This is a genomic window from Geobacillus thermodenitrificans subsp. thermodenitrificans DSM 465, from assembly GCF_000496575.1.
Lineage (GTDB): Bacteria > Bacillota > Bacilli > Bacillales > Anoxybacillaceae > Geobacillus > Geobacillus thermodenitrificans.
The window spans coordinates 58,214-71,217 of sequence record NZ_AYKT01000013.1; the positions used below are offsets into that span (position 1 = coordinate 58,214).

A 13,004-nucleotide genomic window follows, 5' to 3' on the forward strand; every position below is an offset into this window, starting at 1 on the left:
TAATTCGTGTATCGATTGTTTAAGGAGGGACTATGACGGTGGAAGAGAATAAGGCAAAGAAATCGCTCCCGTCCCGGAGCGAAATCCCTGTCGAGGAAACGTGGCGGCTCGAGGACATTTTCCCAACCGATGATGTGTGGGAACAGGAGTTTCAGCAAGTAAAGGCGATGATTCCAAAAATCAGCGAATACAAAGGGCGGCTTGGCGAATCGCCGGAAGTGATGTATGAAGCGCTGCAATACCAAGATGAAGTATCGATGCGTCTCGGCAAGCTGTATACATACGCCCATATGCGCTATGACCAAGACACGACGAACTCGTTTTACCAAGGGCTCGACGACAGGGCGAAAGGGTTGTACAGCGAAGCATCGAGCGCGATGGCGTTTATCGTGCCGGAAATTTTGGCCATCGATGAAGCGGTGCTGCGTTCGTTTTTAGAGCAATACGAACCGCTTCGGCTGTATGAGCACGCGTTAGACGAAATCACGCGCCAGCGCCCGCACGTCTTGTCCGCTGAAGAAGAAGCGCTGTTGGCACAGGCTGCTGAGGTGATGCAGGCGACATCGTCGACGTTCAGTGCGTTAAACAACGCTGACTTAACGTTCCCGACGATTCGCGACGAAAATGGGGATGAAGTGGAAGTGACGCACGGCCGGTTTATCCGATTTTTAGAAAGTACCGACCGCCGCGTTCGTCGCGATGCGTTTCATGCAGTATACCATACGTACGAGAAGTTCCAGAACACGTTTGCCAACACACTTGCGGGCACGGTGAAAAAAGACAACTTTTTTGCTCGCGTCCGTCGCTACAAATCAGCACGAGAAGCGGCGTTAGATGCGAACAATATACCGGAAAGCGTCTATGATAATTTAATTGCCACAATTCATGAGCATTTACCGCTTTTGCACCGGTATGTGCGGCTGCGCAAAAGCGTACTAGGGCTTGACGAGCTGCATATGTATGACTTATATACTCCGCTCGTGCAAGATGTGAAAATGGAAGTGACATACGACGAAGCGAAGCAATATATGCTTGACGGGTTGGCGCCGCTTGGCGAGGAATATGTGTCGATCATCAAAGAAGGGCTTGAGAACCGATGGGTCGATGTGCGCGAAAATAAAGGAAAACGAAGTGGAGCCTATTCGTCAGGAGCGTATGGCACCCACCCGTATATTTTGCTGAACTGGCAAGATAATGTGAACAACTTGTTTACGCTCGTACATGAGTTCGGCCACTCAGTCCATAGTTACTATACGCGCAAAACGCAGCCGTATCCGTATGCTCATTATTCGATTTTTGTCGCTGAAGTGGCGTCGACATGCAATGAGGCATTGCTGAACGATTATTTGTTGAAAACGATCGATGATGAGAAAAAACGGCTATACTTGCTGAACCATTATCTTGAAGGATTCCGCGGTACTGTCTTTCGACAAACGATGTTTGCCGAGTTCGAGCATTTGATCCATCTGAAGGCGCAAGAAGGAGAGGCGCTGACAGCACAGACGCTCACATCGCTCTATTATGACCTGAACAAAAAATATTTCGGTGATGATATGGTGGTTGATGAGGAAATTGGTCTTGAATGGGCGCGCATCCCGCATTTTTATTACAACTATTACGTATATCAATACGCGACCGGCTTCAGCGCAGCAACGGCGCTTAGCAAGCAGATTTTAGAGGAAGGCGAGCCGGCGGTGAAACGGTACATCGAGTTTTTAAAAGCCGGCAGCTCTGATTATCCGATTGAGGTGCTGAAAAAAGCTGGCGTCGATATGACGAGCGCTGAACCGATTCGTCAAGCGTGTCAAGTGTTTGCAGAGAAGTTGGAAGAAATGGAGCGCTTGCTTGGAAAATAAAGAGGATGTGGCGTTATGGCCACATCCGTTTGGATGAAAACCCTTTAAACTGATGGCGGCGGTTCCAAGCTGTCAATAACCCGAGCAATGTGAGAAACAAGAAAAGCATCGTCGCCCAAAGAGGGAGCAGTTGCATAAGTCCTAAAAGATTGAGGAAAAACGCAGTCACAACAGCCACGATCCAAAGGAATAAAACGATTCGTCTTTTCATAAACGCCTGCCCCTTTTCGTTTGCTTCTAATTGAATCATATGTGCATTGGCTATGTAATCATGACAAGTGTCAAAGGCGAGGCCAATTATGACAATAATGTGAACAAACGAGCAAAGCGGTTGTCAATTTGTGTGGCCATTTGTTAAGATAAAAGCGTGAACGGAAGACAAAACTGATACCCCTTTGTTTGACCGTGAACAATTTCTCCCATCCCCTTTGTTGTCTTGACAACAAGAAGAAAGCCCGGCGTCAGCCGGGCTTTCTTCTTGTTTAAGACCGCGCATCTTCGATATAGCGCCAAAACGTTCCGTGTTTGACAGGCACCCGCTCCACTTTTTGCTTCAGCTGCAGCTTTTTCATTTCTGTTTCCGCTTCTTGGATAGTCCAGTTGTACACAACGGCAACTTCTTTCGTGGCGACAAATTTAAAATGGCTTAAAAATGACTCGAGCGGAGGGGGAGAGGACGGCTCGGGATGGAAGCCGAGCATTTCGGCGATTAATTCGACGTAAATGTCGTACGGATAGCATCCGGAAATTTTTATGCCTTCGTCTTCAATGTTCTCATTAAACAACACAAGTGTCGGCGTTTCGTCGACATCCATTTCCGAGGTGATTTTTACATCACACTGGAGCGCTTTCGCTGCCCCTGGTGAATGAATGTCGCGCAGGAATTCATCCACATCAAGTCCGGCTTCGGCGGCACATTCCGCCAGTACATTCAAGTCAGCAACGTTTTGTTTTTCGAGAAACAGCTGTTCCTGCAGTTTGCGCAAAAAGCGAATGCCGGCCCGTTTTCCTTGCATTTCCGCCGCTTTAATGGCGAGTGATGGGGCAAACGGACTCGAGATCGGGTTCTCCAGCCAGACGCTTCCGTCGCATGGCATGCCGGAGCGACTAGCTGTCCATTCCCACGCCTTGGCCATCGCTTCCAATTTTGCTCCTTTGCGCGCGTTCCATGTCGCCCACTTTCCGATCAATACGTACCTTATGGTAAAAAAACGGCCGTATTCAATCTTCAGCTTTTTGATGATCGGTTCAAGCCCCCAGCATTCCGGGCATAAAGGATCAATAAATAAGTAAAGCTCCAGCGGTTTGTTCGTGTTGCCTAGCGGCTGGGAAGGGGCATAAGACGACGCCGCTTTCCCAGCGAACTTCTTATTCAAGGGAATGCTCCTTTCTGTCCAAATGATCCGGGGTATTGACCATATGGTGGGCGGTGAGAACAAGCCGGTGATAAAACTGTTCGCGCGCCGGCCCGGACAAGCCGATTTCATCCATCGCCGCTCGCATACAGGCAAGCCATGCTTCCGCCCGTTTCGGTGTAATTTCAAACCGAAGATGACGCGCCCGCATCATCGGGTGGCCATGCTCGGCGGTATAAAGCGGAGGCCCACCCAAATATTGCGTTAAAAACTGTTTCTGCTTACGGGCGATTTCCGTGAAATCGTCCGGAAAAATCGGGCGCAAGTCCGGATGTGCGGCTACGCGTCGGTAAAACGCTTCGACAAGTTTCGTAATCGTTTCCTCTCCGCCGATCGCCTCATAAAGGGTCTGCCATTGTTCTCCCATTGCGGATGCTCCTTTTGTTTGAAAGTCATTCGTCGTCGTTTGATTGCTATTTTATCAACAGCAGACGTTTATCTCAAACAAAGTGACTTGAACACGGCGATTTACGCACGATAGCTTCGCAGTACGCGCTCAACGTACGCCTTCGTTTCGGCAAACGGTGGGACCCCGCCGTAACGGTCGACGCGGCCTGGCCCAGCGTTATAAGCAGCCAAGGCAAGGGTGGTATTCCCGTCGTATCGGTCAAGAAGCTGACGCAAATATTTTACCCCGCCGTCGATGTTTTGCGCAGGATCAAGCGGATTGTCAACCCCAAGCATTTTCGCCGTGCTCGGCATGAGCTGCATTAACCCAAGCGCCCCGGCTCGGCTTTTTGCGTCCGGGCGGAAGTTGGATTCGTGGCGAATGACAGCACGGACGAGCTGCGGGTCGACATCATATTTTTTGGCCGCAGCGTCAATGAGCGCATCAATCGAAGACGGCGCGACCGAGGATGATGTCGCCTGACTGTCCCGTTTAGTGGAATCGCTGCTGCTAGCAGGCGTGGAATTCTGCAACCCATGAGCTGACGATTCCGCTTGGCTTTCGAGGTACTCGGCAAGCAAGTTGGAAAACAATGATGGAACAGGTGATGACAATAAGCTTGAGCTCCTGGATGAGAGCGTTTGGAGTGATTGCCATTCGACAAGCAGTTTTAACGGTGAAACGGTCATCATCTTTCCTCCATTTCGTACTTGCGTGCATAAAAGCGGGCGATTTTATTTGGTGCCGGGCGGCGTGGAATGCCGAGCGTCCCGAGCAAGCGCAAAAATCGCTCTTCGCCCGCTTCAGCGTTGTCCGTCTCATATTCAAGTTCGTAATCTTCGCTTTGCAAATAGCGGTTATGGTCAAGGCATAACGTGCCACCTTCATGCGGCCATTCGGCACGGTCAGTGACGAGGGAGCCGAAGCAACGGACATCATGCGGGTCGACGTTCATTTCCCTAAGCAGTACTGCGATCGCTCCCTGTGGAGCTGCGCCGGCGAGCAATGCCTCTGCTTCGGACGGCGTGAGCGGTTCGTGCGTTTCTAAGATCGTTCCGTCGGTTTGCGTTTGTTTTAACGTCAAGGTAAAGCGCCCGTCTTTCACCCGGATGCGCAATGCAGCCGCCTGTTCTTTTAAGGCGAACAAAGGGGTGTCAAAGTAATGATTTTCTTGGCGACGGAAAGCGCCATCATCGAGGCGGAAAGCAGCACGAACCGCGTCGAATTCCGCTGCGGTCAACAAATTTTTTAATTCGATTTCCACTTCTTGATACATGATTGATCTCCTTCGAGCAAGACATCGTCTCTTTCTATTATCAGTTGTTTTGCGGTGAATATCAATTATTTCGTCTGCATAGGGTGAATATGGTAAAATAATGGGCGGATGGTTGATGCGGAAGGAGAGAAAGTATGAGCAACAAAGTGACTGTTGAACGGGCGGAGCGGAAAGACGGTCGGCTTTGGCTGTATGCTGACAATGTCCCGGTTCCGCTTGCCCATGTAACGCCAAAACGCCATATGCTCGTCGATTCGGATGCATTGGCGTTTGTGTACATTTTGGAAACCGATGACCGTTTTCTTTATGTCATCATTCCGAAACAGTGGTGGCCAGAGTTGAAAGCGGCATTTGCCGAGGGTGAACCGATCTGGCTTGAGAGCGAAGGGATGGCGCTCGAACTCGAACAGTTTGGCGAAGAATTAGCTTACTTGCTTGAAAATATTCGCGACAACGCCAATTATGGCGAGACGTTTGAACAAGCGGTGCAAGAAGTGTTTTTTGCCGAGTAAGCAAGCCGGGTGCCTGCCTTTAAGGGGGGACGGGGTTGGAGCGCAGGTCTCCAAGTAGGCCGTTGAATGCTCCAAAAAGAGCGGCAGAGGCCGAAGCAGATGAAAAACATGTGGGCAGGTGATACAATGGTAAAACATTGGGATTTGTTTTTAGCCCCGTATAAACAGGCGGTCGAAGAGTTGAAAGTAAAATTAAGGGGGATTCGTGCTCAGTTTGAGATGAGTGAGACGCATTCGCCGATTGAATTTGTCACTGGGCGGGTGAAGCCCATTGCCAGCATTTTAGATAAAGCACAAAAGAAAAACATCCCGCTCGACCGCCTCGAGGAAGAGATGCAAGATATTGCAGGGCTGCGTATTATGTGTCAGTTTGTTGATGATATTAAAACGGTTGTCAAGTTACTGCGCCAACGCAACGATTTTACGATCGTTGAGGAGCGTGATTATGTCACGCAAAAAAAAGAAAGCGGCTATCGCTCATATCACATTGTAATCCGCTACCCGGTGCAGACGATTCACGGCGAGAAAAACATTTTGGCCGAAATTCAAATTCGCACGTTGGCGATGAATTTTTGGGCGACGATCGAACATTCGCTCAATTATAAATATAGCGGCCGTTTTCCGGAAGATATTAAAGCCCGGCTGCAGCGTGCGGCAGAAGCAGCCTACCGCCTTGATGAGGAAATGTCGAAAATACGCTTCGAGATTCAAGAAGCGCAAGCTGCTTTTTCACGAAAACAAGAAGCAAAAGGGGAAGGGCAATGAAACGAACGGACGCACCGCTGGCGTTTGCCATTACCTCAAAAGGGGATGATACTTCGAACGCCCTCGCGCAGAAGATGAAAACGTATTTGCTTGATTTCGACTTGCGTTACGATGAAGAGGCCCCTGACTTAATCATTTCCGTAGGTGGGGATGGAACGCTTTTATACGCGTTCCATCGCTATTGCCACCGGTTGGACAAGACGGCGTTCGTCGGCATCCATACCGGTCATCTCGGTTTTTATGCTGACTGGGTGCCGGAAGAAATTGAAAAGCTCGTCATCGCTATCGCCAAAACGCCGTACCAGGTCGTTGAGTATCCGTTGCTTGAGGTGACGATCCGCTATCTTAACGGCGGGAGCGAGGCGAAGTATTTGGCGCTCAATGAATGTACGGTGAAATGTGTCAGCGGCACGCTCGTCATGGACGTTGAGATCCGCGGCGACTTGTTTGAACGGTTTCGTGGTGACGGGCTGTGCATTTCGACGCCGACCGGCAGCACGGCATATAATAAAGCGCTCGGCGGGGCGATTTTGCATCCATCGCTTGAAGCGATTCAAGTGACGGAGATGGCGTCGATCAACAACCGCGTCTTCCGGACGATCGGTTCGCCACTCGTGCTGCCGGCGCATCATACGTGTCTGCTAAAGCCTGTCAACAATGTCGATTTTCAAATTACGATCGACCATTTGTCACTATTGCACAAAGAGGTCAAATCGATTCAGTGCCGGGTCGCCGATGAAAAAGTGCGTTTCGCCCGCTTCCGACCGTTTCCGTTTTGGCGGCGGGTGCGTGATTCGTTTATCGCTGACTGACAACAAATGTCCGATTGTTGTTGCCTGATCAGCGTTCAGCTGGCGTGCTGGAGTTGGATTAGCCCGCCGCCCAACGGCGAAAATTTGCAACTATAGACAGAGAGGTAGACGACCATTGCCGCCATTTACGTTGACATTTTCAATCAATGAACAGCATGATGGAAAACTGCTGCGTCAATTTTTGCAAGAGAACGGCATTTCGCGGACTGCACTCACCGATATTAAATTTCACGGTGGGGCGCTCTACGTTAATAGCCGTCCAGTCACGGTCCGCCACGTGTTGCGCGCTGGTGAGACGCTCTCGGTCGTCTTTCCACCGGAGAGGACAAGCGACTGGATGGGCCCTGAAGCGATGCCGCTAGATATCGTGTATGAAGACGAGTACGTCCTTGTTGTCAACAAACCGGCGGGGTTGGCGACGATTCCGTCGCGCCACCACCCAGGCGGAACGCTTGCCAATGGCTTATTGCATCATTATCGGCAGCAGCAGCTTGATTCGACCGTCCATATCATCACTCGGCTTGACCGCGACACGTCCGGGCTTGTACTCGTCGCGAAGCATCGCCATGTTCATCATTTGCTGTCGACATTGCAGCAAAAAGGACAAGTTACGCGCACGTATGAGGCCGTGTGCCATGGTGTGATCGACGAGGAGGAGGGGACGATTGACGCGCCGATCGGCCGGCAAAACGACAGCATCATCGCCCGTGAAGTGCGCGAGGATGGAAAGCGGGCCATCACCCATTTCCGTGTGCTTGAGCGGCTTTCTGGCTATACATACGTTTCGCTTCGGCTTGAGACAGGGCGTACGCATCAGATCCGCGTCCATTTGGCTTATCTTGGCCATCCGCTTGCCGGCGATGAGCTGTACGGAGGAAGCCGGGAGATAATCGGCCGCCAAGCGCTGCATAGCCGACAGCTGTCTTTTTTTCACCCGTTTGCCAGACAGCTGTATACGTTTACCGCTCCGCTTCCTGATGATATGGCGCGTCTCATTGAGGCGGCGCGCAAGTGAAAATCAGGTCAAGAAAATGTACGGAACTTTTCGGGTACGTGCGGCATCGACGATGGGACAGAGACCGTCGTCATCTCCGGATAACGCAACGCAGTCAGCGCACCGCCAAATACACAGCCTGTGTCGATGTTGACGGTTCGACCGACAAAGCGCGGTTTTTCCACCGGAGTGTGGCCGTACACGATCCACGCATCGCCGCGATACCGTTTTGCCCAGTCGCGGCGCACAGGTGTACCGTCTGGGTTCGTTTCGCCCGTGATGTCGCCGTAAAGGACAAACGTCTTCACTTTTTTATCCATCCGGCCGATATAATCGTGGCGAATGCCGGCGTGGGCGATGACGAGGCGTCCCTCATCTAAAACAGCATAGAGCGGTGCTCCTTCATATAGACGAATGAACTTGCGGCGGATCATCTCTTGTTCGCTCGGAGGCAAAGCATGGTACTCAGCGACCGTCGTCTCGAGCCCGTGGGTGACTTGCACATTTCGCCCTAAAAAAAAGCGGTATAATTTATTGCAATGGTTGCCGGGCACATAGTGGGCAAGCTTGCGGTCGACAAGGGCGCAGACGATGTCAATCATTTTCAGCGACTCAGGACCGCGGTCCGTCAAATCACCGACAAAACCGAGCTTCCGCCCGTCTGGATGAATCGGTATCCCTTCGTCCCATACATAACCGAGTTTTTCCGTTAATGCGGTAAATTCGCGATAACAACCATGAATGTCACCGATGATGTCGATGTGCATGTTGTGTGCTCCTTTCCTGTTGGGTGTAGTTACTAACAGCGTGCCCGTCCGACGGAAGGAACAGACATTTTGAGTTAGGCAAAAAAGCAAAGCCGCTTACCGGCAAGCAGTAAGCGGCTATTCGTCGTCGCTAGCGAACATAAATTTTCTTGTCCGCGAATGGACGTTTAAGACGAGTCCAATGGCCAGCATATAAGTGGCGAGCGAGCTTCCCCCGTAACTGATAAATGGCAGCGGCAGCCCCGTAATTGGCAAGAGTCCGATCGTCATGCCGATGTTTTGAAACACTTGAAACGTAATCATGCCCGCTACACCGGCGCATAAACAGCTGCCGTACAAATCGTTGCTCTCTAGCGCGGTATGAACAAGGCGATAGACAAGCAGGAAGAAGAGTGAGACGACGATGCTTGAGCCGACAAACCCGAACTGTTCGGCGATGACGCCGAAAATAAAGTCCGTATGTGCTTCAGGCAAGTATACTTGCAAATTGCCAAGTCCTTTCCCATATAATTCCCCTGACCCGATGGCCATAAGCGAACGGACGAGTTGGAACCCTTGTTCGTTTGAATACTCATACGGGGCAAGCCAGCCGTAAAATCGGTTTAACTGATAGTCTTCTTTAATGATATATTGATGAAAGAAATCAGGAAAATAAAAGTAAATAAAGACTATCGTCGCCACAGCTGCCACTCCGGAAAAGACGATGCCGAAAATAATGCGCCAACGGATGCCGGAAATAAGCACCAATGTGGCGGTGATGGCGACAAACACCATCGACATTCCCATATCCGGCTGTTTAGCAAGCAAAAAGAGTGGCGGCAAAACAGTAGCGGCGATTTTGCCGAGCAATTTGAAGTCATCGCCAACCGTCGGATCGGGATATTTTTCCCGATGATTGACAATGATACGGCTGAGAACGATGATCATAAAGATTTTCATCAGCTCAGACGGCTGGAAGTTCCCGCCCGGCAGGCTGTACCAGCTCGTTGCCCCTTTGACCGTCACAGTCCCCGGGACGTTCAGCTCAAGGCCAAGCAATAGCAGCATCCCGAATCCATACAAATACCAAGCGATTTGAAACAGACGGTCATAGTCGATAATCATCGTCAAGGCAATGACGACTGCACCAATGGCGTACCATTGCAGCTGCTTGGCGGCGAAGTTGACATTTTGCAGTTTCTCTGGCAACAGCACCTCCGCGCTATGGATGGCGATGGCGCTGACGACGGCCATTAAGAATAAAACAAACAACAAGTGGTAATCGAGTTTCGATTGGGAAAAACGATCATGATCCATGGAACGATCCTCTCCATTTAAATGTACCATATACCATATTAACGAATTCGGCTTGTTTTGCAAAGTGGGAAAAATCGTCGTCGGCGCCAAGAAAGCGGGAAGCAAAAGAGCGGCAGCTCATTTACATTGTCCGCGGCATATCCTATAATAGAATTAACACCTGGTGCTAATATTAAATAATAATTAGGAGGATGAACGAATGACATTATCATTGGAAGGACGTACATATGTCGTCATGGGGGTGGCGAACAAGCGGAGCATCGCCTGGGGAATCGCCCGTTCGCTCCACGCTGCCGGTGCCCGACTCGTATTTACATACGCCGGAGAGCGGTTTGAAAAGGAAGTACGGGCGCTTGTCGATACGTTGGAAGATGAACGTTCGCTTCTGTTGCCGTGCGATGTGGCAAATGACGAGGACATCGTTCAATGTTTTGCGCAAATTAAAGAACAAGTCGGCGTTATTCATGGTGTCGCCCACTGCATCGCCTATGCCAATAAGGATGATTTAAGCGGCGAGTACATGAAGGTGAGCCGCGACGGCTTTTTGCTTGCTCATAATATTAGCGCCTATTCCCTCACTGCGGTGGCACGCGAGGCGAAAGAGCTCATGACCGAAGGCGGCAGCATCGTCACTCTCACGTACTTAGGCGGTGAGCGCGTTGTGCAAAACTACAATATCATGGGAGTGGCGAAAGCGTCGTTGGATGCGAGTGTCAAATACTTGGCAAACGATCTAGGCAAATACGGCATCCGCGTCAACGCCATTTCCGCAGGCCCTATTCGCACGCTGTCGGCCAAAGGAGTGAGCGATTTCAACTCGATTTTAAAAGAGATCGAGGAGCGCGCACCGCTCCGTCGGACGACGACGCAAGAGGAAGTCGGTGATGCAGCACTGTTTTTGTTCAGCGATTTATCGCGTGGCATCACCGGGGAAATCATTCATGTCGACTCTGGATACCATATTTTAGGATACTAAAAAAAGAGGCAGCCGCCCTAGTACGTGGGGCGGCTGTTTTTTGTCCGTCTGAGGGCAATTATCGGAATGGAAGGCATACATATATAAAGGTAAGGCAAGCGTGAAAGGGGGATTGGCGTGCGGAAAGAAAAAGTTGTAGAAACAAAGCCGCTGCTTTACATTGTGCAGCCAAAGGACATGCGGGCCGTGGCGCATATGCAAGAAACGTTTACATGGGCGAATCGCTCTCGCCAGAAGAAAACGGACGGTGTCGCTCAACAGGTTGGGGAGGAGCAGAGAACGTTTTTCGTCAAAAAAAGGGAGTTTCAAGCGATGACGCTTGATGAGAAACTTGCTTTTTTAACGGATCTGCCTGCCCATTTGCCGCCGCTCAAATGTGAATTTGCCACGAAAGAGCAAAGCTATGAAGGGGTGCTGAAACGGTGCACGGCGACCGAATTGACGGTCGTCGATGAACAAGGAGACGAAACGGCCATCGAGCGCACGCAGCTTCTTTCTGTGACGATGATCGGGTTTGTGCAATAATCGATGATCAATGCCCCTCGAAATCAGGAGATCTTTTTGTCTCGATGCCGTTGTTTAAGACGTTAAGAAGTCGGCGGGCACAAATGTTGGTTGCTGTGCATTGTCCGCCGACTTACGGTGGTGAGCTGCGTTCCTAGGGGCATCTGCCGTTCTGGGAACGCTCGTTTTTTACAACGAATCGAGCCGTCTCTCGATTTCCTCCCATTTTGCCTGTTCATAAGCCATTGCTTCCGCCAGTTCCGCTTCGGTGATAGGCACGTTCCGGATATATTTTTCCACCGCCAGCTCATGCAAATCATACGGAAACAGTAGATCGATAAACAGCACCTTTTTTTCCTTTTTCGTCAGCGGGCGCACGTCCTCATACGCTTCAAGCACGATATCGGCTTTTGTTTTTCCTTTCTCGTCTGTTTCAAAAAGAAACGGTGCCATCATTTTACGGACATCGCGAATTGGCAAGTCGAAGGCAGTTGTATCGAGATCGATGATCCAGACGTTTCCGTCTTCTCCACGCAGCGAGTTCCCTGTCCCATAGTCTTGGTGACAAAGTGAAGGTCGTTTCTTCATTTGCTCAACCCATGTCTCGTAATACGATTCTAGTAGTTGTTGCAACACTTCCTCCCCTTTTTCAATAAAGCGGTCGATTTCGGCCAAATACAGGCGGGAAAACGGATCGTCGCGATCCAATTTGGCGAGCTGCTTCCATGCCTCGAGTTGCCGGCATCGCTTCATATAATGCTTCGGCCATTTGCCGAGTTTACTGAATACCGGAACACCGGGCGGTGGTTCGTAGCCGACTGACTGCTCATGAAAATGAGCAAGGGCTTCGATCATAGCAATTAAATCGTCGTGGACGTTCAAATCAAACGGTGTTCCTTCAATCCAGTCGTACAGCACAAATAAAAACGGGCCGTATTGTTTAAACAGGCGGTGGTTGCGTGTCTCAATGATGCGCGGAACATAAAGCCCCTTTTTTGCCAAAGTGTCTTGTGCGTAAATCGAGAAGAGGGCCTTTTTTTTCGGACGGTGAATGCGTTTTAGGCATTTCGGCCCGTCATCGGTATACACTTTCCAGACGAGTGCCATTTGCCCGCTTTGTATGACTTCAATCGCTTTGGCTTCGACGTCCCACTGCTTTAACAGTAACCGCGCCATGTGGACGAGCCGTTCGTTGGTGACTGGCGACGTGGTTGAATAAACGGTTTGATCAGCCATCATCAGTCCCTGCTTTCCTTTTTTTTCTACTGTATGGTCGATGACGGCTGCTGTCTATAGCCATTTATCCCGAGTTAAAAAAAATGGGTGAACGTCCAGCCGGTTCATCACCTAGAAGGGCGTTTGACGGATGCCCGTTTGCTGCATAGGCATGCACAGTGGGAAAGGAGCACACGTATGATATAAAAACAAACTTTTGCCTGAACT

General features: G+C 50.4%; 15 protein-coding genes. 7 read left to right on the forward strand and 8 right to left on the reverse strand.

The features are described 5' to 3' along the window. Positions 1-32: 32 nt before the first annotated feature. Positions 33-1,856: an oligoendopeptidase F gene (gene pepF / locus DSM465_RS0113115; protein ID WP_029761530.1), complete on the forward strand. Its 1,824-nt coding sequence runs from the start codon at positions 33-35 to the stop codon at positions 1,854-1,856. A gap of 13 nt (positions 1,857-1,869) precedes the next feature. Here the strand turns inward: pepF and DSM465_RS0113120 are convergent, their stop codons facing one another. The 5 genes from DSM465_RS0113120 to DSM465_RS0113140 all read right to left on the reverse strand — a co-directional run bounded on the left by DSM465_RS0113120 (position 1,870) and on the right by DSM465_RS0113140 (position 4,935). Next, positions 1,870-2,067 (reverse strand): hypothetical protein, encoded by a 198-nt coding sequence (locus DSM465_RS0113120; RefSeq protein ID WP_011886943.1) that lies wholly within the window; start codon positions 2,065-2,067, stop codon positions 1,870-1,872. Positions 2,068-2,338: 271 nt separating this feature from the next. Beyond that, positions 2,339-3,232, reverse strand: a complete 894-nt coding sequence (gene spxH, locus DSM465_RS0113125; protein ID WP_029761532.1) for a ClpXP adapter protein SpxH — start codon at positions 3,230-3,232, stop codon at positions 2,339-2,341. Further along, entirely contained in the window at positions 3,225-3,638 is a 414-nt protein-coding gene (locus DSM465_RS0113130) for a globin domain-containing protein (protein WP_008878963.1), read from the reverse strand. The genes spxH and DSM465_RS0113130 overlap by 8 nt, the downstream gene beginning before the upstream one ends. A gap of 101 nt (positions 3,639-3,739) precedes the next feature. Continuing rightward, positions 3,740-4,348 carry a lytic transglycosylase domain-containing protein gene (locus DSM465_RS0113135; protein ID WP_029761533.1) on the reverse strand — a complete coding sequence of 203 codons (609 nt, stop codon included), beginning with the start codon at positions 4,346-4,348 and terminating at the stop codon, positions 3,740-3,742. After that, a complete protein-coding gene (locus tag DSM465_RS0113140; RefSeq protein ID WP_008878961.1) occupies positions 4,348-4,935 on the reverse strand; it encodes a CYTH domain-containing protein in 588 nt (195 codons plus the stop codon). Before DSM465_RS0113140 ends, DSM465_RS0113135 begins: the two co-directional genes overlap by 1 nt. 134 nt (positions 4,936-5,069) lie before the next feature. On the opposite strand from DSM465_RS0113140, the gene DSM465_RS0113145 reads away from it, so the two are divergent. The 4 genes from DSM465_RS0113145 (at position 5,070) to DSM465_RS0113160 (ending at position 8,039) form a co-directional block, all read left to right on the forward strand. Beyond that, a complete protein-coding gene (locus DSM465_RS0113145; protein WP_029761534.1) occupies positions 5,070-5,447 on the forward strand; it encodes a UPF0738 family protein in 378 nt (125 codons plus the stop codon). Positions 5,448-5,573: 126 nt separating this feature from the next. Beyond that, a complete protein-coding gene (locus DSM465_RS0113150) occupies positions 5,574-6,212 on the forward strand; it encodes a GTP pyrophosphokinase (RefSeq protein WP_029761535.1) in 639 nt (212 codons plus the stop codon). Then, positions 6,209-7,024 (forward strand): NAD kinase, encoded by an 816-nt coding sequence (locus DSM465_RS0113155; RefSeq protein ID WP_029761536.1) that lies wholly within the window; start codon positions 6,209-6,211, stop codon positions 7,022-7,024. Before DSM465_RS0113150 ends, DSM465_RS0113155 begins: the two co-directional genes overlap by 4 nt. Before the next feature lie 115 nt (positions 7,025-7,139). After that, a complete protein-coding gene (locus DSM465_RS0113160; RefSeq protein ID WP_029761537.1) occupies positions 7,140-8,039 on the forward strand; it encodes an RluA family pseudouridine synthase in 900 nt (299 codons plus the stop codon). A gap of 8 nt (positions 8,040-8,047) precedes the next feature. Here DSM465_RS0113160 and prpE read toward each other — a convergent pair whose 3' ends face one another. Both prpE and DSM465_RS0113170 read right to left on the reverse strand, forming a co-directional pair. Continuing rightward, on the reverse strand, positions 8,048-8,785 hold the full coding sequence (gene prpE, locus DSM465_RS0113165; RefSeq protein WP_008878956.1) for a bis(5'-nucleosyl)-tetraphosphatase PrpE: 738 nt from the start codon (positions 8,783-8,785) through the stop codon (positions 8,048-8,050). A gap of 117 nt (positions 8,786-8,902) precedes the next feature. Further along, positions 8,903-10,081, reverse strand: coding sequence for an FtsW/RodA/SpoVE family cell cycle protein (locus DSM465_RS0113170; RefSeq protein WP_008878955.1), 1,179 nt, complete (start codon positions 10,079-10,081; stop codon positions 8,903-8,905). A 199-nt stretch (positions 10,082-10,280) separates the two neighbouring features. Between DSM465_RS0113170 and fabI the strand changes: the two genes are divergently transcribed. Together fabI and DSM465_RS0113180 are read left to right on the forward strand one after the other, a co-directional pair. After that, on the forward strand, positions 10,281-11,057 hold the full coding sequence (gene fabI / locus DSM465_RS0113175) for an enoyl-ACP reductase FabI (protein WP_008878954.1): 777 nt from the start codon (positions 10,281-10,283) through the stop codon (positions 11,055-11,057). Positions 11,058-11,174: 117 nt separating this feature from the next. After that, positions 11,175-11,582 carry a CotO family spore coat protein gene (locus DSM465_RS0113180; protein WP_029761538.1) on the forward strand — a complete coding sequence of 136 codons (408 nt, stop codon included), beginning with the start codon at positions 11,175-11,177 and terminating at the stop codon, positions 11,580-11,582. A 168-nt stretch (positions 11,583-11,750) separates the two neighbouring features. On the opposite strand, the gene DSM465_RS0113185 is transcribed toward DSM465_RS0113180, so the two are convergent. After that, positions 11,751-12,800: a CotS family spore coat protein gene (locus tag DSM465_RS0113185; protein WP_011886952.1), complete on the reverse strand. Its 1,050-nt coding sequence runs from the start codon at positions 12,798-12,800 to the stop codon at positions 11,751-11,753. Between the last annotated feature and the right edge of the window lie 204 nt (positions 12,801-13,004).